Here is an 18,966-nt window from a genome sequence, read left to right as displayed (position 1 = left end):
TTGATGGAAGCAGCAGTCATTTTATTCAGGGAGGACAATGCCAAAATACTGCCTGAACGCTTCCCGCTTCTCTTCCGGTGTCCGGGGAGTGAGAATGCGCACCTCCTTACCGGCGAAGATCCTGAACTCGTCGCCAGCGACCGTGTTTCGCCCTTCCGGCGTGCGGATAAACACCATCGGACCCTGTCTGAAAATCGATTCCGGAGCATGCTCGCACCAGAAGGAGGCCATCTCATAATCCCGCGGCAGCTGGGGCTCTTCGGCAAAAGAATAAATGAGCCGCCAATCCTCCCCTTTCCGTTCCATCAGCTGCCAGCCGAAGAACGGATCCCGGTCCAGGCGATAACATTCGGTTCCCTGCGGCTGTTCCAGATGCTCCTTGATCAGCACAGGCCTGCCGGGAACATTTCCGCCTACCCCGACATCGCATAAATACCGTGCTCCTTCGGCTTCGACCTGAAGCACATGATGCCTGCGCTTCGGGGGCAGGTTATCCTCATCGCGCCAAAATCTGGCGAAATAGTGGGTCACGGGAAATCCCAGTTCGCCCAGCAGCCAGCCAAACAGCGCATTGAGCTCAAAGCAGTATCCGCCGCGCCGGCGCACGACAATTTTGTCATATAGGTCCGGAATGTCTAGCGATAGGGGCACACCGTTTAATATATCCAAATTTTCATAGGGAACGCTGTAAATATGGCAGTGCTGCAGTTCCGCCAGCGTGTCCGCCCCATTGTCCAGCTTGCCTTGGAATCCGATCCGGTCCAGATAAGCCTGAATTTCCGGCGTCTGCGATGGATGGTTAGTCACAACGAGCTACCTCCCTGCTGTTTTAGTGCTGCGCATATCCATGCCGCTTCGTGCAAGCATCGGAATATCAGCCATACAGCTAATTTCTATAGCAGAACTTGGTTCACCTTCTGCCGCTCACGATATTTACTCTGTTTTCCGCTTAAAAAATAACCGGGTCCACCAAAACACGGCATTTCCGACCAGCAAAATCGAAAACTCCCACCCGGTCTTACCCGTTGTGATCAAGTTGATGAGCGAAATTCTTTTACATATTCAATAGAATTCAGGCATCGTTAAATACAAAAAAGCGCAGAACAGGAGCATTAGGGGGTTGACCCTACTCCATATTCTGCGCTGTATCGGTTTAGTACTCTATCATGCCCAGCAGGTACTCTTCTTATACCGCCGTGTATCCCCCGTCGACCAGCAAGCTGGCACCAGTGATGAAGGAAGCATCCTCGCTCGCCAGGAACATCACGGCTTTGGCGACTTCCTCCGGCTTGCCGAGCCGTCCCATCGGATGAAGGGCGGTCAGATGTGCGGTAATGGCTTCGTCCCTGCCCTGAATGAGCGGCGTGTCGATATATCCCGGGCACACCGCATTGATCCGGATGCCCTTGGCGGCATAATCGGCTGCCATTGACTGGGTCAACAGCTTCACCCCGCCCTTGGCGGACGCATAAGCCGTGACACCCGCCTTGCCTACATGGCTGTGAATGGATCCGCAGTTCACGATCGCCCCGCCCGTGCCTTGGGACAGCATCTGCTGGATCGCATATTTATCGCTTAAAAATACACCCGTCAGGTTAATGTCGATCGTCCGCTGCCAGCTGTCCGACGATAACCGGTCCGCCGGTCCGTCCTTGGCGATACCCGCGTTGGCGAACAGGATGTCCAGCTTGCCGAACTTGGCGACCGTCTGCTCGACCATTCGCTGCACCTCGGCTTCTTGCGTGACGTCTGTTTTGACAAACAGCGTATCGTATCCCTGTGCGTTCAGCTCCTCTGAGAGAGTCTGGCCCCTGTCCGAAAAATCGGCGATAACGACCTTCGCCCCTTCGGAAGCAAACATCCGTACCGTCGCTTCCCCGATGCCGCTGGCGCCGCCGGTAACAATCGCTACTTTGGAATCAAATTTCATGATTAAACACGCTCCTATGAATTCACTTTAATGTACAGACTCTTAGATAGCCGTTGCCCCGCCGTCGATGACAAATTCGGATCCCGTGGAATACGACGACTCGTCCGATGCCAGGAATACCACCAGATTCGCTACTTCCTCCACCGTACCGAAACGGCCCATCGGCGCTACCTTTTTACCCAGTTCGGCTTCGGACATTTGGCTCACCTCCGACGCGTAAGCGCCCATGGCGGTGTTGATGTAGGCCGGATGGATCGAGTTCACCCGAACGCCTGCGGCTGCGTATTCGATCGCGGCGTCCTTGGTCATCGTCCGGACCGCACCTTTCGAAGCTCCGTAAGCGATATGGCCGGATGCCCCCGTCAGCCCCGCAATTGAGGATGCGTTAATGACGGAACCACCCTTTTGTTTGGCCATGAGCGGCATCACGTGCTTCATCCCAAGGAAAACGCCGGTCACGTTGATCGCCATCATCCGGTTCCATTCCGCCAGTTCGATGTCGGCCAGCGGCTTGATGAAATAAATGCCGGCATTGTTGAACAAAATATCGATGCGGCCAAACTGCTGAACCGCGGCATTCGCAATTTCTTTCCATTCGTCTTCATTGCTGACATCATGACGGAATGCTGCAGCTTCGCCGCCGGCCTGCGTGATTTCCGCAGCCGTCTGCTTGGCGCTGTCGAGATCAATATCGGTAACGACGACTTTGGCGCCTTCTTCCGCAAAGCGGAGAGCCGTCGTCTTGCCGATCCCGGCGCCTGCGCCTGTAATCAGTGCAACTTTTCCTTCGAGTCTCATCATGAATCCCTTCCTTTCGTATCTCACATCATTATGTTAACATGTCTTGAGATTCATCAAAATTTAAACCTATTGAATTTTGCTTAAGAAAAACTTAAAGATCAAAGGACGATGCTTCATGAATACGGAAAAGCTGGAGTACTTGGTGGAGGTGGCGCGGGCCGGTTCGATTTCCAAAGCGGCCGAGCAGCTTCACGTGACGATTTCAGCGGTCAGCCAAGCCATTACCAGTCTGGAATCGGAGTGGGGGATCAGTATTTTTACCAGGTCCAAATCCGGAGTCACTCTGACTCCCGAAGGCAAAATCATTATCAAAAAAGCGTATGAAACGCTGGAGAAATATGAAGATCTGCTGGAGGCCGCCCGCGGATTTTCGGGTACGGTCAAGGGCCGGCTGCGGGTGGCGACCATCCCAAGCCCTATGTCTCTTCTTGAGCGTGTCGTGATCGAATTTAAAAAGAAGTTTCCGGACGTGAAGCTGGAGATCGTGGAAAAAGGCTCGCAGGACATCATTGACGATGTGAACCAGGACAAAAGCGATCTCGGACTCATCATTTTGTTCAAAAACCGGTTGATCGAACGCACCGGACTCGCCTTCGAACGGCTGCTCCCTGTGCATATGGTCGCCGGTATCAGCAGCGCGTCGCCGCTCGCCCAGAAGCCCGCGGTGGGTCCTGAAGAATTAAGACAGCAGACCGTCGTCCTCTATAACGACGATTATGTGAAGTGGTATATGGACGACTTTCAGTCACTTTATGGCCCGGTAGACGTGCTCTTCACCACCAATAACCGGGATCTGATCTTCAGGGCGTGCATGAATCATGGCGCCGTGACCATTGGGCTCAACTTTTCGTTCATGAACGAGCCGGCCTTCCGGAAGGACAATATCGCGATTCTTGACTTCGATCTGCCGGATCACGGCCCTGTCTATCTTGGCGTCATCCAGCGCAAGGAAAAGACCCATTCGCAGGTCTCCCGCCGTTTTATGGAGTGGTTAAAACATGACTTGGAAGAATTAGGGGCATCCATGCAGTCTTAAAAGGGGTTCAACTTGAAGCAAAAGAAAAAACATCACGATATCGCGATGTTTTTTTGCGGTTCATATGATGGATTCATATCGCTCATTCCGATGAATCTCGCCCCTGGATATCCCGCAGGTATTCATCCAGGCGGTCCAAACGGTCATCCCACATCGATCGGAAAGACTCAATCCAGTGGTCCAGCTCTTGAAATGGTTCGGTACGCAGCTTAATGATTCGCCGGTTGGCGGCAGGCTGCACTTCAACGAGGCCGGCCTCGTGAAGAACCCGGACATGCTTGGATGTCTGGGGCTGATTGAGTTCAAGCCGATTCGCGATATCTCCAATGGTCAGGGGGCCACGGTCGCGAATGAGCTCGATAATATGCAGCCGGTTAGGCTCGGCAAGCGCAGTCAAAGTTGTCGTGTTCATCTTCATGCCTCCTGACCAAATACTACCACAAAGGAATATTTAGAGAAAACGAAAATAAAAACAGCCAAAGCAAGGAAATTCCTGCTATGACTGTTTGGGTCCCAAGCAATCTATACAATGGTAAGGGATTGTCTCGCCTCATTTCAGCGGCTTTTAGCGTGACCGATTCTCTGGCTTCATAAGTGCCTCCTCCGGGGAGGATGCTGCGAACCGGTCCACCCATTCGAAAGGAAGGTGATCGGTAATCAGCTTTCCGTAATATGCGGTCCTTACGATCCCCTCTTCATCGATCAGAAACTCGGCCGGAATGCGGTGGAAATTGGCCCCCTCTTCAGGCGTAAGCGGGAAACCGGCCGCCGCCGCTTCATCTGCCAGTTCATGAACATTCGGCAGCGCTAATGTAGCTTCCGTCTTGGATTCCGACGATTCGACTCCGTACAGGCTATAGATGTCGGCATTCGGATCGGCAATGAGCGAAAAAGGTGCCTGCTGCGCGCCTACATACTTCTGCAGATTCGCTTCCGGCGATTCAAAAAACGCGATGACTTGAAGCCCCTCGCGACGCCAGTCGGGGTACCTCTGGATCATTTGATGAACGCGTAAATTGCACATAGCGCATGCCGCATTACGAAAGAACGACAGCAGCACCTTGCCGCCGCGGAATTGGTCCAGCGAAACCGGATCGCCGTGCTGGTCGATCGATTGGAAGAGCGGGGCTTTGTCCCCGGTCATTAGCAGGTTGGTCATGGATATTCCTCCTCATGGATCTTCTATGCATGAGATGCATGAACCCACTTTAGCAGGAAGCTCCGGATTCCTCTGTGACCAGGTCACCAAACTCCTCTTCCAGCAGCTCGCGCTGCAAAATACGGACCGTTCCCCGGCTGGTCTCGATCCACCCTTTCCGCTGAAACCGGGCAAGTGCCCTTGTCACGACTTCGCGAACCGACCCGACCTCTTCGGCCAGCTCCTGATGAGTGATCCGCACCGTCGGCGCCTCCCCGCCCGTCATCCGCAGCAGCGCTCCGGCAAGGCGGTTGTCAAGCGGGAGGGTCTGGCGCTGCTGCGTCCGTTCCACCATGCGAAGCATGCCGTCAAGCAGCCCGCCGAACACCGTGGCGCGAATAGACTCGTACTCCTGTACCCAATGCATAAAGCTGCTTTTCCGCACAAACAGTACTTCCACTTCGGTCTCGGCAGTCAGTTCACCGGGATACTCGCGCCCGCTTAGACCGCTCAGCACCAAGAGTGAGCAAATTTCTCCCGCCGTCAGCAGGTTGATGACGGATTCGGAGCCATTTTCGCCAATCACCGTGATCCTCGCGGTTCCACTGAGAAGGAACATACCGTATGCCGCCGCATCATCCCGGTGGAATATTCGCGATTTGGCGCTAAATCGACGGATAAACGGGCCGGACTCCCGCCACTCCTCATGCGAAACCGCCGTCAGGCACGGAAATACCTGGACGGGCTTGTCACTCGATTCATGTGAAATGCTCATGCGCTTTGTTCCTCCCAAATAGGTCAGCCCGATAATGATTATAGTATAGAAGATATTCGGCAGCAGCAAAAGCATAACACAGCCGCATTCGCAGGGTTAGCTGGCGCAGCGCCGGCTGGCGGCATAAAGATACAAAAAAACAGCCAAGGCTGAAATGCGATGGCTGGTTGAATAGATAAAACATGTAGGTTGCGTGTTGATAGATCACATCGGCCTGTTGGCCAATTTTTTCCCTTTAAGCATCGATCTGAAGATCAGCCTGAGCAGCGGCGGTACGGCGAAAAAGATAAACAGGGTCCGGAACAGCTGGTAACAGGTGACGACCGACAGGTCCCCGTTCACTTCCTTGGCGATCAGCGCCATCTGATCCATGCCGCCTGGCGAAAGGCTGAGAAATGACGTGACTTCCGTAATCGCGTGAAACTTGGTCAGCAGCACGCTGAGCCCGAGGGAGCATGCGATCAGCACAACACCGCTCAATATGGCGAGCAATATGATTTTCACTTTGTGCTTCAAATTTTCCGGTTTGAGAAGCAATCCGATATAGCCGCCCATCATGAGCTGCGAGAGGCTCAGGACCACCGGCGGGAGCGAATGTCCCTCATATCCTGATAAATTGAGCAGGATGGTGCCGATCATCGGCCCCAGCAGAAAGGCTGTCGGAAATTTGATCCGTTTGCCCACCAAGGCAAATACGACGCATACCACCGCGAAAAGCCAAATATGCGGAAACAAGGCGGACCAATCGGCCGATGTCGCCGCAGCTGCGGCTCCTGATGCATGCGATCCCGAGGTATGGAACAGCGGGCTGAAGATCAAAAGGGGCACACAGAAAATAATCATGATCAGCCGCGACACCTGAAGGAAGGTCACGACCGTCAAATCGATTCCCTCCACTTCCTCCGCCAGCGTGATCATTTGGCTCAGCCCCCCGGGAATGCTGCCCATCAGCACCGTAGGAAACGGGATTCCCGACAGAAAAGCGATCATAAAGGCGATTGCCGCAGCAACGACCAGCAGCAGCGCCGTAAACAGGACCATCGTCGGCAGCTGATGCCCGATCTGCTTCAGTGTGGACATGGTGAAGGATAATCCCATCGTATAACCGATGATGATCATCCCCGTATTGCGCACCTGCCCCGGCCAAAAGAAAGAAACGCCTTTAAACAGCTTGGAGCCGATCATGACAAAAACCATGGAGCCCAGCAGCCATGGTATCGGCATATGGATCCATTGGAAGATGAATCCGCCGATGACGGCAAACACGCAGGTCACCAAAAACCGCAGCCATTTGTTGTTCCTCAAACGGCTGTTGTTCAAGCTTGCGGTGTCTGTCATTACAGGCTCTCAGTCAGTTCAGCGATTCGCGCCCCGGCATCCCCTTGGTACAGACCGCCATGATAGCAGATGACGTTTTCGATCGGATAGGCTTTGAATTTGGTGAGCGATTGCATCGCTTCGTCCATATTCGGCGTCACCGGCGGATTCGGTCCCTGCAGTTCGCCGTTGTTAATGACCATGGCGTCACCGGTAATCAATGTTTTGCTCGGCTCGTGATACAAGCTGATATGCCCTGGAGTATGGCCCGGTGTATAAATGACGGTCAGTCCCCCGCCAAAAGGCAGCTTCTCGCCATCGGCAAGAAGGCGGGTCACATTGGTCACCTTTCCGGAAAAGGTCGCCTCAAAGGCTTCAGCTAATTGGGCCGGCAGCGACTCAAGCAGTCCCTTTTTACGTTCCCCGCTAAATTTAATCATTGGTTTGAGTCCGTCGATGTAGGGCTGGTCTTCCGCATGTGCGTATACCTCCACGCCCTCGCCCTTAAATTGAGGCAGGCTGCCCACATGGTCGATATCCTGGTGGGTAAGAATAATGGAGTGAGGGGCGGCAGGGTCGATCCCAGCCTGAGAGATGAGCTCCACGATTTTTTCGTAGCAGCCCGGCATCCCCGTGTCTACCAATACATAAGAATCCTTATCCCGGATGACTACAGGATGAATCACCATCTCCCGATCGCCCATAGGAAGGGACAGTTCCAGCATTTCGATCTGATCCGAAATTTTCATACTTCACGCCAAAGCATTTTGCTTTGGCTCACCTCCTGTCAACTTAAACTTCCGCATAAAACTCGCTAGTTCATTATATGACTTTCGAGTTTTTTGTGTCAATTCCTTTGTTGACCCTTAGCGGACATCATGTCAAAATGTGTAGGGGTGGTAAGGATGGAGCAAATCAAAAAGCAGCAGATCATCAATACGGCAATGCGTATTTTTAAAGAAAAAGGATATTTCGCCGCCTCCATGCAGGACATTGCGGAAGCATGCAGCATGGCCAAGGGCAGCATTTATAAAGTGTTTCCTTCGAAAGAGGACCTTTTTACCGGCGTATTCACCTTCGTCCACCGGACGATGTTCGAGCAAGCCCGGGAGCTGGATCGCTCGCTGCGGCTGGCGGGGGACCCGCCGAAGGAAATTTTGCGGCGCAAGATCGAGTTTCAGCTTCAATACATGCTGGAAAACCACTTTTTTACGAGCGAGTTCAAAGAGCTGCCGATCACCGCTAACGAAAACTTCCAGGTGGAATGGAAAAAAAAGCGCGCCGCGTTTCTGACGTGGCACCGCGACTGCTTCTACGAAGCATACGGCGATTCCATCTCCCCTTATCTTGGGGATATCGTGGCGATCTACCGCGGCATGTCGCGGGAATATTTATCCCATGCCGTCCAAACCGCCATCGCCTGCCCGATGGCGGAACTGGCCCGGTTTTGCGTAGACCGGATGGACGCGGTTATCCGCGACATGATCGATAAGGAGCCGGTCCCGATTCTCAAGGTGTCGAGCGCCTATTTTAACGACATCAACCCGGTGGACCTTCCGACCCGGCGGGCGAACCTGGGTGAGTTTCTGCAGTATTTTGCCCAAAAGGTCCAAGAGCTGCCGCAGCCGGAGCGGATTCAGAAAGAGCTGTTGGAAGTGATCGACCTGCTTCGGAGGGAGCTGGAACAGGATAAACCGAACGCGACTTTGGTCCGGGTGTATACGAACTTTCTGGATTCCGTCGACGAGCTGAGACCTTACGTGAGGCAGCTGGGCCTCATGCTGAATCATGCGGCGGAACCACAAAAAGACAGTCCGGATCAGGCATAAAGGCCTGACGGACTGTCTTTTTTGGTTTTATTGATAACAGGGTCATACTCCTGCAGGCTTGACTCCAATGCCTTCCGCTTCCAGGCGCGCCCGAAGCTCCCTGGCAAAGGCTGTGGCATGCTCGCCGTCGCCATGAAGGCAGACTGTGTCAGCCTGAATGCTCACCTCCGCTCCGTCCGCGGAAGTTACCCTGCCTTCCTTCACCATGCGGATCACCTGCCGAACCGCCTGATCGGTGTCCGTGATGAGCGCGTGAGGCAGCCTGCGGGGCGTCAGCGTGCCGTCGGGCTGATACGTACGGTCGGCGAATACTTCGCTGGCCGTTGTGAGCCCGTACCTTGCCCCAGCAGCCAGCATCTCGCTGCCTGCCAGGCCGTAGAGAATCAGGGACTCGTCCGTGCGGCAGACAGCTTCGGCGATTGCATCCGCCAGGGGAGCTGAGACCGCAGCCATGTTGTACAGGGCGCCGTGCGGTTTGACATGATGAAGGCGCCCGCCTTCCTGTTTGGCAATCGCCTGGAGTGCGCCGATTTGGTACGTCACCAAATCCATGGCCTCTTCCGGCGAAATATCCATGCTTCTTCTCCCGAAGCCGGCCAGATCCGGCAAACCGGGATGCGCGCCGATGGCGACCCCGCGGCTTAAAGCCAGCTTCACCGTCTTCCGCATGACGGAGGGATCGCCGGCGTGGTACCCGCAGGCGATGTTGGCGGACGTAATTTCCCCCATCAGCTCTTCGTCGGCCCCGATCCGGTATACGCCGAATCCTTCTCCCATATCGCAGTTCAAGTCAATCCAACCCATCAAGCCATCCGTCCTCCTTTAATTTAAGGGCAATCATCCGGGCAAGCCGCCTTAACCGTATGCCCTGATCCATCCATAATTGTTCCGCTTCCGTCTGACTGATTTCCCTGAAGCGGAGGGTTGAACCGGGCGGTGTCTGCGCAACCACCGGCAGGTCCGCACCGGCAACCTGGGCGATCTTCGGATAGCCGCCGAGCGTCTGGCGGTCGGCCATCAGAATGATCGGCTGCCCATCGGATGGTACCTGCACGGTCCCCATCGTCACACCTTCCGATGTGTATTCCTGGGGGCGGTGAAGCTGCAGCCGCGGACCTTCCAGCCGGTACCCCATCCGGTCCGATTGGGGCGTAACCCGGAAATCATGATCAAGCAGCGCGCGCCGGCTCACATCGTCGAAATCGCCAAATTGCGGCCCGCGGACGATCCGGACGTAAGGGTGCTCGCAGTAAGCGGGCCTTTCCGAGGCCGGAATCGCCCACCTCACCGCATCAAAAGGCTGCGTTCCCTTTGTGGATGGATGCCGTAACCGGCCATTGCCGGTCCTTATTGGAATGATGTCCCCTGTCTTCAGCGCCCTTCCCTTCATGCCGCCGATCCCGGCACGGATATACGTGCTGCGGCTGCCAAGAACCTCGGGCACATCGATGCCTCCCGCAACGGCCAGGTACGTCCGGCAGCCTGCCCTCGGCCCAGTGAATGTGAGTGTACTGCCCTTCCGGACGAAGACGGGTCTCCACATCGGAACCGGCACACCGTCCATCTGCGGCGAAAAATCCCCTCCGGTCAGGGCTACCCACATCTCCCGCTCCATGCGGACGGACATCCCCGACCAGGTCACCTCGATGAGGGCATCGCCCTCATCGTTGCCCACCAGCCAATTGGCCGTCCGGTGCGCAAAGCGGTCCATGGGCCCTGAGACGATGATCCCGTACTTGCCGTAGCCGGCTCTTCCCAAGTCCTGGATCGTCGCCATCAAACCGGGTTTTATGACCGTTATGCTCATGCTTGCGCCCCCTTGATCCGCTCGTATTCCGCCGTGTCAATCTGACGGAACCGGATATATTTCCCTCCCCGCAGGAGCGCGGGCGGATCCTGATCCGGCCTGAACAGGGGAAGCGGCGTCCGGCCGATGATCTGCCAGCCGCCCGGGGTTTCCACCGGGTAGATTCCCGTCTGCGTCCCCGCGATTCCGACCGACCCGGCCGGAATGGCAAGCCGCGGCGACGGTTTACGCGGCGCGGCGATCCGTTCGTCGAGCCCGCCCAAATAAGGGAACCCGGGAGCAAACCCCACCGCATAGACCAAATAGGTTTGTGCTGTATGGATGCGGACCACATCCTGAGTGGTCAGGTTGTTAATGGAGGCAACTTCTTCTATGTCCGGGCCAAACCCGCCGCCATAGCATACCGGGATGTCGATCACCACCGGCTCCGCTTCGGGCGTTCCCTGGATGTCCGCCATATAAGTCTCCAAAAGGGACTGCACATAATCCATCCGGCCGGTCTCGTGCAGCGGTAAATCAAGCTTGAAGGGATCATAAAATACAGTCACGCTCGTAAACGCCGGAACACATTCGACAAACCCTGGAAAGGGATTTGCCTCTATGCTGCGGGTCAGCGCCTGAACCTCACGGTTCAAATCTTCGCTGACCGTGCCGCCAAGGTGCACCACAACCGCCGATTCCCCTAAGGGTACGACCCTGCACGCTTCGTTTCGGTTCATGGAATCCCCTCCTTTTGTATGTATAAAGCCTCATCATCTATATGATAGCAGAGTCCATGCGGTATGCATTCGATTTTTTCTGCACGGTGACACTTCTAACTGAACTGAAGACCGACCCTTCAATGCAAAAAAGGCGCCTCAGGATCCCTGAGGCGACCTCGTTGTATCTGAATGCAGTACTGCATCTTGCAATGACCACCTTGACCGGGCTACTCAGCTACGACTTCACCCAGCTTATCCAGCATAATCTTGGTCCCGTGCTCGCGCATCGAGGCTGTATCCAGTCCGTCGAGAAACGCACCATGCTCGGTATAAATCAATCTTGTTCCCTGCCCCGACGCCTGGAACTGCACCGACACGACCGAGATGGACATGCGGCTGTCGCCTTGGTCCAACGTATACGTATAGACGATCCGCTCGTTCTCTGCGATCTCCTGGTAGACGGCATCAAAGGTAAACACCGGCCCATCCGGAGGCCCGCCGGCATTGACTTCGCGCCCCCCTACCCTAAACTCGAAGCTGTCGGCTTTCGGAAACCAGGCTGACTTCAGTTCGGGATCGGACCAGGCCGAAAACACCTTCGCCGGCGCTGCTTGATAATTGCGTTCAATAACAAATGTTTCGTGAATGACAGATCGTTCGTTATTCATGGTCATGGCCTCCCTGGATTGTTCCTATTCATTGGATCCGGCTGATTTTCCCCAAGCGCCTCCCCGAGCCGGTCGAGGCTGCGCTCCATGCTTGTCCGTTTTTCCAAAAAGAACTTTTCCTTGCTCTTCTTCATCACTTCAAGCAGCGCGGTAAACTCATGGACCGTCAACGTTTGGTCATGCTGCAGAAGAGCCGATACGTTTTCCAGCTCCTGCAGGAGCCGCTGCTGCAACCGGATGGTACTTCTCAGGCGGTCCATCTGGATCCGGACAATGTCGAGCGGGCTGAATTCGTTCCCGTCCACGATTTCCTTGACCTCATCCAGCGACAATCCCAGCTCTTTCAGAGACAATATTTGCTGCAATTTGGCCAAATCATGCCCGTTATAGATCCGGTGACCGGATTCGGTATGCCCGGACGGAGAAAACAAACCGATTTGATCGTAGTACCTTAACGTTCGGATCGTCAGTCCCGTCATGGCTGCCAGCTCCCCGACCTTCCACTGCGTGTTCATAATCATCCCCTTGCTTCGCGAAGACTTGTACCGGTAGCTCTAATATAAAACATTACGCAGCGTAAGGTTCAAGAGATTGCAAAAAAAAAAATCGAACGGCATCATGTCGTTCGATTTCAATATTCAGCAAACATGAGAAAGGATGAGTGGTATGACTAGGAGTACTAATGTGACTGGAAATATCATTTTGCCGAAAGAGCCCGCAAAGTTCCGCAAATCCCCTTAGTATGGCTTAAGTCCCGCAGATTGTTGTTCCTTATCTGTCTTTCTGTATTGCTCTTGTACCGTTCATTCATTTCAATTTCACAGTCGTATAGCTATTGTCTTTCTATTATTGTTACTTATTATTATTCCGCGGACCTGGGTCGTACTTTTGGTCTTGCTCCTGGTCATGCTTTTGCTTTTATCCATGCGATTCCTGGTCCGGTTCTTCCCCAACCCTTTTGCTCATTTCTAAAGCTTGCTCTTGCTGATGAATTACTGGTGAATTACTCGTGTATTGCTCGCGAATTGCTGGTGTATTGCTGTTAACATTGCTGGTGTATTGATTGTCGCGCTATAGGATACGAGATCTCGCTTTTGTCTGCTATGTCCTGCGGTCGCAGATTGCACAATACCATGCCCACCCTGCCTTGCAAAACTCGAGCTCCTCATACGGCTCCGGCTTTATTATTCGCCTTCGTCCGTTTCTGTCTTTATTTCGAACACGTTCTAACCTTTTTCTTTCCTTGCCAGGTTCATGACGATCCGTTGGCCGCATTACAGCCCCAAGGGATTATCGCAATGATAACAATTCTCCCGACTATTCGGGCTGCTCAAAATACTCCACCTTGACGGCATGAGCGATCAGCTTGCGGAAATAAGCCTCATCCGGCTGAGCACACTGGACCCCGGTCCCCTCGAGGTACTCGAGTGTCTGCGGGCATGCGTAGCGGTAATTGGAGTTTTTCGCACCGTCCCCCTCCAGCTGCGCCATGGCCAGCTCCAGACCCGCCTGGTCCTTGGCCTGCTTCGGATCGAGAAGCCACTGCTCGTATTCCTTCCAATCGGTCAAGTCGATCGTATAACCGTATGCCTGGAAGAACCGCACCATGTCTCGATACGATACCGTGACCGGGTTGCAGATATGAAACATCCGTCCTATGGTCGCATCCTGAAGCGCCAAGGCGGTAATGGCTTCTCCCGCGTAATTGATCGGCGTCATATCGACTTCCCAGCGCACATCAGGCGCCTTTTTAAGCAGCAGCATCGCCTTAAGCATGCGGTAAAACGCATTGTTGTCGATGTTATTCTGGAATAAGCCGTTATCCGACCGGCAGGACAGATTGCCTACACGATACACGGAAGCAGCAAGGCCTTCCCGGCCGGCTTGCACGACGAGTTTCTCGGCAGCAAGCTTGCTGTTGGTATAGACGTTCTCGACGTAGGCTTCGTCATAACCGGAACCGGCCGTGATCGAAGCCCATTGGCCGTTTAGCGCCAAATCTTCCGGGATGCCGAGCGTTGAGATGAAATGGAACCGAACGCCCGGTTTGGATTTGGCCAATGCCAGCAGACGGTTCGTACTGTCCACGTTGACCCTGGCAAAATAGTCCGCTTCCCCAAAATGCTTGACTTCCGCACCGCAATGGAGGATGGAGTCCAGGCGATCTGCCAGCATGTCCCGAACTTCCTCGCTCAATCCTAAATGCTCCTGTTCCAGATCGCCCTGCACAGCGATGACCCGATTGTCCATCAGACGTTTGACTTCATTCCCGAAATATCCGACCATCGTCTGTTCCAGCCGGGCATAAGGCTCCTGCACGCCGGATGGACGAACGAGACAATAAATCGAAGCTTTCGATTGGCGAAGCAGCTCGTACAGCAGGTGAGAGCCAAGGTAGCCGGTCGCGCCGGTCAGCAAAATGTTCTCCTGCGTGTATACCCGCCCTTCGGCAGGATCCTGAGGGTAAAAGCTGAGCGGAAACTCCGCCAAATCCTGCAGCGGAACGTCCTCACCGAATGCCTCCTCGGCTGTGGACGCTTCATGGGCCAGCACTTCGATCCGGCCGGCCAATGCGGCAATCGTCGGGTAGACGAAGAAATCGTTGATCTTCAGCTGCGGATAATTCGGCTTGAGCAGCACCAGGATCTCCAATATTTTCAAAGAGTAGCCGCCGATTTCAAAGAAATCGTCGTGGATGCCGATTCTCGTCTGGCCAAGCGCTTTCTCCCAGGCAGCGGCCACTTCCTTTTGAATGGCCGTGACCGGGGCTTCATACGGCGAATCGTCCTCTTCCGGCACGATCTCGAAGGCCGCCAGCTTTTTGCGGTCGATTTTCCCTGTCGGTGACAGCGGCATTTGATCCACGAAGCACATATATTTGGGAACCATGTAGCCGGGCACCTTTTGGCCTAAAAATTGGGCGAGGTCCTTGGAAGCAACCGGCTGCCCGTCATTTGACGTATAAAAGGCAGCGAGCACTTTGGTTCCGTCCGCTTCGGTTCTTGGAATGACAGCGATATCCTTGACGGACTCATGCTTTGCCAGATTGTCCTCGATCTCTCCGATCTCGATCCGGAAGCCCCGAATTTTTACCTGGGCATCCTTTCTCCCCCGATACTCCACCAGTCCGCTCGGAAGAAGGCGGACCATATCGCCCGAACGGTAAAATTTCTTGCCCGACTCCGGCGTAATCGGATCGGTGATGAAGGCTTCCTTCGTTTTTTCGGGCTGGTTCAAATACCCCTTGCCCACGCCGACGGAGCTGATCAGGAGCTCGCCGGTAACTCCGATCGGGCACAGCTCGTCGTGCTCGCTGACAATGTACAATTCATAATTGCTCAGCGGCGTTCCGATACATACTGTCGTCAGATCGTCCGGAACCGGATAGTCGACGATATGGGAGGTTGCCACCGCCGTTATCTCGGTGGGACCGTAAAGATTGACGATCGGAACCTGCAGCTTTTTCTGCAGCATGCGTACGGCCTCTCCCGACAACGCCTCGCCACCGACGATGATGCTCTTGATGTTCCCGTATTTGGGCGCATCCTCTTCAGGCAAATGGGCTGCAAGCTGGTTGAAGAAAACGGTCGGCAGAATGGCGACGCGCGTCGCCTGCTGCTCCACCACCGCCGCGGTGAAGGCGTCGATGGAGAAACGCTCCTCATCGGTGAGCAGATGCAGCCGGCTGCCGCAGGCCAGCGATCCGAAAATGTCATAGACCGACGCATCAAAGCTGAAGGTGGAGTACTGAAGAATCACGTCCTCCTCGGTCAGATCCATCTCCCTGCGCGTGGACTCCGCCAAGTTGACGACGCCTTGATGAGCGATCAGGGCTCCTTTCGGCTTGCCTGTGGAACCGGACGTATAAATGATATAGGCCAGATCATCCGGCTCAATGGCAACCGGGGATGCTTCTTCCGGATAGGAGTCCGCCTGTTCTCCCAATGGGAGAATTTCCGGCTTCCTGTCGAAACCGGCAAGCAGCGTTTCCAGACGGTCCACATATTCAGCATGTGTCAGGATCATCCCGGTTTGCGTGTCAGCAATAATATAGGCATTTCTTTCATCCGGATGGGAAGGATCCAGCGGAATGTAAGCCCCGCCTGCCTTAATAACGCCGAGCATGCAAACAATCGTTTCGAGGCTCCGTTTCATGAAAATAGGCACGAACTGCCCTTTTTGCAGCCCTTTGGACAGCAGCATGTTCGCAATCTGGTTAGACTGCCGGTCAAGCTGCTTGTAGGTTAACTGCTGCCCATCTTGAGTGACGGCGATCCGGTCCGGATACTTCGCTACAGTGGAAGCCATCATCCGGACGATCGTCGGCTGTTCCGGAAGGTCCATCTGCGTATCATTCAAAGCAGTATAAGCGGCCCGATCCTCCTCCAGCAGAAAAGGCAGGCGGCTGATTTCCAGATCCGCGTTCCGCAGCGCACCGCGAACGATTTGAGCGTAATGCCTGCTGAACTTGCGCACGGTCTGTTCCCGGAACAGCTGGCGCGTATAGGCGATGCTCATCGTCCAACGACCGGATTTCGCCTGAACGTTCCAGCCCAGCCAAGCCGGACGGCTCTCATGAACCTCGCCGTACACCGCTTGATAGGCGAGTGGCTGGCCTATCATTTCTTCAAGCTCCTGCAGACTCAAATCCGCGGCGTCCAGCTCTCCCAGCTTGGCTTCGATCCGCGCATAGACCTGCCGGAACGTATCTTGTCCGCTGATCGCTGCGCGAAGCGGCAGCAGTTCTCCTTGCCGGCTCACCACGCCAAGCAGCAAATCCTGATCGGCGCTCATCCTGTACAGGAACACCGCGTAACCAGCCAGCCACCAGGCACGAGGGTTGCCCAGCCGGCTCAGTTCAGCAGCCTCTTCCGGTCCCAAATCCAGCGTTTCCGTGATCCGCAGCAAATCGGGTTGAATTTCCCGCACCGGCTCATCCGTGTAGAGATTGAGTCCGGGCAGAGGAAGCTCGAGTTCCTGGGACCAGTATGCCTTGCTGCGCTCGCTTATCGATGTTGTGTTCAAAATGTTCAGCTCCTTCATGATTACACCCGCAATTTGTCGACTAAGGTTTCCAATTGGTCAGCCACTTGGTTCATCTGATTGGCGGAATCATAAATTCTGTCAAAGGAAGCCTGCTGCTCCTGGGCACTCGTCTTGATCTCGCTGGATACGGCCGAGTTTTTCTCCGCCAGCTCCGCAAGCTGTTTAATGGAAGCCGTTATTTGCTCGGTTTCGGCAACCATCTGCTGCGTCGCAGCAGAAACCTCCTGAATTTGGCTCGTAACCGAATCGGTCGCGATCATCATGCCTTTAAACAGGGAGCCGGTTTCCTTAACGACCTCAATCCCTTTGGCGACGTTCTGCTCGCCTTCGCTGATGGCCTCGACGGCCAGTGCGGTCTCATCCTGAATGAAGCGGATCAGCTCGATAATCTGCGTGGCGGATCTTCTGGACTCTTCGGACAATTTTTTGACCTCATCGGCTACCACGGCAAATCCCCGGCCTTCCTCGCCGGCCCGCGCCGCTTCGATGCTTGCGTTCAGGGACAGCAGATTGGTCTGGGAAGCAATCTCCGTAATGACCTGGACAATTTGGCCGATTTCCTGGGAACGGACCTGCAGCTTCTCAATAATGTCCACGGAATTTTTAACCGAGTGGTTGATCGAATTCATCTGCTCGATAACCTGCTCAACGTTCTCGTTTCCTTTTTCCGACTGATCCTTCATCTGCATCGAAATGTCCGACAGCTCGGACGTATTGCCGGCAATCGTGTTGACGCCTGACGAAATTTCCTCCAGCGAAACGACGCTCTCCGTGATGGATGTGCTCTGCAGTGCAACCCGCTCGGACATTTGTTCAATATTTTTCGTAATGGCCAACGAGTTTTTGTTATTGTTCTCCACAGCCGAGAACAGGAACTTCGATTGCTCCGCCGACTGCTCCGATACTTTTTTAATCGTCCCTACCAGCTCGTTGATTTGGTTCACCATCGTGTTGAATTTGGCGTTAACCTGCCCAAGCTCATCGTCGCCAGCCTTCAGCTGTACGGTAAAATCGCCTTTGCTGAGCTTGTCCAGCGCCGTCATAAGCGATTTGATCGGGGCAAACGTCCGTCTGTTCGTGTAATATTGTAGCGCCAGTACGATTACCAGCGTAATCAGCAGGGCGAACAGCGTGTTGCGCAGCAGATCATTCTGACCGGTAGCGACCAGGCTGGCATCCACGTCGATGCCCATGTAGGCGAAGATGTTGCCGCCTGCATCCTGGAACGGATACAGGACCGTGATCCATGTACCATAGTTATCTGTATATGCTTTGGTAAACACCAGTTTTTTCGTTTTCAGCATTTCGCGGACGGCATCGGCATGAATTTTAGGCTGCTCGTACAGGTCGCCCAGATGCAAATTATCTTTGGCGAACATTTCCAGCACAGCCGACGGCATCGAAATAATCGAGGTTTGATTGCCTCCTTCGAGCTCCGGCCCGAAAATATACCCTTGGGCAATATTCGGATGCGTACGGGACAGCTCATCAAAGATACCCGTTAGCTTTTGCTGGACAGCGGCGTTGGGATCCTTTACATTCTTAGCCTGCTCGACATCTTGTACCGATACACTCTTCACCAGGGCATCCATCGTTTTACCGGAATCCGACTGCAGCTGCTGGGTCAGGACGGTGCCCTGAATATAAAAGCTTGCGCCAATGACGACAGCCCCGGTGATGAAGATATAAAGACTGGTCAGCAGCATACTTCTGCTTACAATACTTAAATTTTTAAACCGCCACTTCTTGAAAAATTGCTGAGACTTGCTCATTCTCGTTTCTCTCCTTTGGTCTATCTCTATTATGTAATCTTGCTGGCAACCATCCATCTGGCCATACTAGAAACGATCTTGGTTTTGTACGAATCACACCTCCCCGTGGCGAAAACAGCATGTTCTGGGCAAAAAAATAGCAACCT

Annotated in this window: 17 protein-coding genes; 2 read left to right on the top strand and 15 right to left on the bottom strand. The window is 54.3% G+C overall.

Translation table 11 applies throughout. The features are described from left to right. Nucleotides 1–21: 21 nt before the first annotated feature. The 3 genes from ABID47_RS15690 to ABID47_RS15680 all read right to left on the bottom strand — a co-directional run bounded on the left by ABID47_RS15690 (nucleotide 22) and on the right by ABID47_RS15680 (nucleotide 2,728). Nucleotides 22–807, bottom strand: coding sequence for an arylamine N-acetyltransferase family protein (locus tag ABID47_RS15690; protein WP_354498012.1), 786 nt, complete (start codon nucleotides 805–807; stop codon nucleotides 22–24). A gap of 379 nt (nucleotides 808–1,186) precedes the next feature. After that, entirely contained in the window at nucleotides 1,187–1,930 is a 744-nt protein-coding gene (locus ABID47_RS15685; protein WP_354498010.1) for an SDR family NAD(P)-dependent oxidoreductase, read from the bottom strand. 42 nt (nucleotides 1,931–1,972) lie between these two features. Beyond that, on the bottom strand, nucleotides 1,973–2,728 hold the full coding sequence (locus ABID47_RS15680; protein ID WP_181152945.1) for an SDR family NAD(P)-dependent oxidoreductase: 756 nt from the start codon (nucleotides 2,726–2,728) through the stop codon (nucleotides 1,973–1,975). A gap of 118 nt (nucleotides 2,729–2,846) precedes the next feature. Between ABID47_RS15680 and ABID47_RS15675 the strand changes: the two genes are divergently transcribed. Beyond that, the gene (locus ABID47_RS15675; RefSeq protein ID WP_354498008.1) at nucleotides 2,847–3,767 is read left to right on the top strand and encodes a LysR family transcriptional regulator; all 921 of its coding nucleotides are present in this window, start codon (nucleotides 2,847–2,849) and stop codon (nucleotides 3,765–3,767) included. Nucleotides 3,768–3,849: 82 nt separating this feature from the next. Here the strand turns inward: ABID47_RS15675 and ABID47_RS15670 are convergent, their stop codons facing one another. The 5 genes from ABID47_RS15670 to ABID47_RS15650 all read right to left on the bottom strand — a co-directional run bounded on the left by ABID47_RS15670 (nucleotide 3,850) and on the right by ABID47_RS15650 (nucleotide 7,746). After that, on the bottom strand, nucleotides 3,850–4,179 hold the full coding sequence (locus ABID47_RS15670; RefSeq protein ID WP_435530629.1) for an ArsR/SmtB family transcription factor: 330 nt from the start codon (nucleotides 4,177–4,179) through the stop codon (nucleotides 3,850–3,852). Between the two features lie 153 nt (nucleotides 4,180–4,332). Beyond that, nucleotides 4,333–4,926 (bottom strand): redoxin domain-containing protein, encoded by a 594-nt coding sequence (locus ABID47_RS15665; RefSeq protein ID WP_354498004.1) that lies wholly within the window; start codon nucleotides 4,924–4,926, stop codon nucleotides 4,333–4,335. A 49-nt stretch (nucleotides 4,927–4,975) separates the two neighbouring features. Continuing rightward, nucleotides 4,976–5,680: a Crp/Fnr family transcriptional regulator gene (locus ABID47_RS15660; protein ID WP_354498002.1), complete on the bottom strand. Its 705-nt coding sequence runs from the start codon at nucleotides 5,678–5,680 to the stop codon at nucleotides 4,976–4,978. Between the two features lie 204 nt (nucleotides 5,681–5,884). After that, on the bottom strand, nucleotides 5,885–7,018 hold the full coding sequence (locus ABID47_RS15655) for an AbrB family transcriptional regulator (protein WP_354498000.1): 1,134 nt from the start codon (nucleotides 7,016–7,018) through the stop codon (nucleotides 5,885–5,887). Next, entirely contained in the window at nucleotides 7,018–7,746 is a 729-nt protein-coding gene (locus ABID47_RS15650; protein ID WP_354497997.1) for an MBL fold metallo-hydrolase, read from the bottom strand. The genes ABID47_RS15655 and ABID47_RS15650 overlap by 1 nt, the downstream gene beginning before the upstream one ends. 156 nt (nucleotides 7,747–7,902) lie before the next feature. Between ABID47_RS15650 and ABID47_RS15645 the strand changes: the two genes are divergently transcribed. Further along, nucleotides 7,903–8,826 carry a TetR/AcrR family transcriptional regulator gene (locus ABID47_RS15645; protein WP_354497995.1) on the top strand — a complete coding sequence of 308 codons (924 nt, stop codon included), beginning with the start codon at nucleotides 7,903–7,905 and terminating at the stop codon, nucleotides 8,824–8,826. Nucleotides 8,827–8,868: 42 nt separating this feature from the next. On the opposite strand, the gene ABID47_RS15640 is transcribed toward ABID47_RS15645, so the two are convergent. From ABID47_RS15640 to ABID47_RS15610, 7 genes are all read right to left on the bottom strand, one after another. Next, nucleotides 8,869–9,630, bottom strand: coding sequence for a LamB/YcsF family protein (locus ABID47_RS15640; protein ID WP_354498777.1), 762 nt, complete (start codon nucleotides 9,628–9,630; stop codon nucleotides 8,869–8,871). Then, complete coding sequence (locus tag ABID47_RS15635; RefSeq protein ID WP_354497993.1) at nucleotides 9,617–10,633, bottom strand: 5-oxoprolinase subunit C family protein; 1,017 nt, start codon at nucleotides 10,631–10,633, stop codon at nucleotides 9,617–9,619. Before ABID47_RS15635 ends, ABID47_RS15640 begins: the two co-directional genes overlap by 14 nt. After that, complete coding sequence (gene pxpB, locus ABID47_RS15630; RefSeq protein WP_354497991.1) at nucleotides 10,630–11,352, bottom strand: 5-oxoprolinase subunit PxpB; 723 nt, start codon at nucleotides 11,350–11,352, stop codon at nucleotides 10,630–10,632. The genes ABID47_RS15635 and pxpB overlap by 4 nt, the downstream gene beginning before the upstream one ends. A 209-nt stretch (nucleotides 11,353–11,561) precedes the next feature. Then, the gene (locus ABID47_RS15625; RefSeq protein ID WP_354497989.1) at nucleotides 11,562–12,002 is read right to left on the bottom strand and encodes an SRPBCC family protein; all 441 of its coding nucleotides are present in this window, start codon (nucleotides 12,000–12,002) and stop codon (nucleotides 11,562–11,564) included. A 2-nt stretch (nucleotides 12,003–12,004) separates the two neighbouring features. Further along, nucleotides 12,005–12,517, bottom strand: coding sequence for a MerR family transcriptional regulator (locus tag ABID47_RS15620; protein WP_354497987.1), 513 nt, complete (start codon nucleotides 12,515–12,517; stop codon nucleotides 12,005–12,007). Nucleotides 12,518–13,319: 802 nt separating this feature from the next. Then, on the bottom strand, nucleotides 13,320–17,027 hold the full coding sequence (locus ABID47_RS15615) for a non-ribosomal peptide synthetase family protein (protein ID WP_354497985.1): 3,708 nt from the start codon (nucleotides 17,025–17,027) through the stop codon (nucleotides 13,320–13,322). Nucleotides 17,028–17,047: 20 nt separating this feature from the next. Next, complete coding sequence (locus tag ABID47_RS15610) at nucleotides 17,048–18,820, bottom strand: methyl-accepting chemotaxis protein (RefSeq protein ID WP_354497983.1); 1,773 nt, start codon at nucleotides 18,818–18,820, stop codon at nucleotides 17,048–17,050. Between the last annotated feature and the right edge of the window lie 146 nt (nucleotides 18,821–18,966).

The organism is Paenibacillus favisporus, assembly GCF_040545415.1.
Taxonomy (GTDB): domain Bacteria; phylum Bacillota; class Bacilli; order Paenibacillales; family Paenibacillaceae; genus Paenibacillus_AQ; species Paenibacillus_AQ favisporus.
The sequence above is the reverse complement of the archived record's forward strand: the minus strand, read 5'-3'. Positions and strand labels throughout refer to the sequence as shown.

Excerpts from the sequence above, each read along its gene's own strand:
- ABID47_RS15685 (WP_354498010.1), bottom strand. The coding sequence starts at position 1,930 with ATGAAATTTGATTCCAAAGTAGCGATTGTTACCGGCGGCGCCAGCGGC.
- ABID47_RS15680 (WP_181152945.1), bottom strand. The coding sequence starts at position 2,728 with ATGAGACTCGAAGGAAAAGTTGCACTGATTACAGGCGCAGGCGCCGGG.
- ABID47_RS15675 (WP_354498008.1), top strand. The coding sequence starts at position 2,847 with ATGAATACGGAAAAGCTGGAGTACTTGGTGGAGGTGGCGCGGGCCGGT.
- ABID47_RS15670 (WP_435530629.1), bottom strand. The coding sequence starts at position 4,179 with ATGAACACGACAACTTTGACTGCGCTTGCCGAGCCTAACCGGCTGCAT.
- ABID47_RS15665 (WP_354498004.1), bottom strand. The coding sequence starts at position 4,926 with ATGACCAACCTGCTAATGACCGGGGACAAAGCCCCGCTCTTCCAATCG.
- ABID47_RS15660 (WP_354498002.1), bottom strand. The coding sequence starts at position 5,680 with ATGAGCATTTCACATGAATCGAGTGACAAGCCCGTCCAGGTATTTCCG.
- ABID47_RS15655 (WP_354498000.1), bottom strand. The coding sequence starts at position 7,018 with ATGACAGACACCGCAAGCTTGAACAACAGCCGTTTGAGGAACAACAAA.
- ABID47_RS15650 (WP_354497997.1), bottom strand. The coding sequence starts at position 7,746 with ATGAAAATTTCGGATCAGATCGAAATGCTGGAACTGTCCCTTCCTATG.
- ABID47_RS15645 (WP_354497995.1), top strand. The coding sequence starts at position 7,903 with ATGGAGCAAATCAAAAAGCAGCAGATCATCAATACGGCAATGCGTATT.
- ABID47_RS15640 (WP_354498777.1), bottom strand. The coding sequence starts at position 9,630 with ATGGGTTGGATTGACTTGAACTGCGATATGGGAGAAGGATTCGGCGTA.
- ABID47_RS15635 (WP_354497993.1), bottom strand. The coding sequence starts at position 10,633 with ATGAGCATAACGGTCATAAAACCCGGTTTGATGGCGACGATCCAGGAC.
- pxpB (WP_354497991.1), bottom strand. The coding sequence starts at position 11,352 with ATGAACCGAAACGAAGCGTGCAGGGTCGTACCCTTAGGGGAATCGGCG.
- ABID47_RS15625 (WP_354497989.1), bottom strand. The coding sequence starts at position 12,002 with ATGAATAACGAACGATCTGTCATTCACGAAACATTTGTTATTGAACGC.
- ABID47_RS15620 (WP_354497987.1), bottom strand. The coding sequence starts at position 12,517 with ATGAACACGCAGTGGAAGGTCGGGGAGCTGGCAGCCATGACGGGACTG.
- ABID47_RS15610 (WP_354497983.1), bottom strand. The coding sequence starts at position 18,820 with ATGAGCAAGTCTCAGCAATTTTTCAAGAAGTGGCGGTTTAAAAATTTA.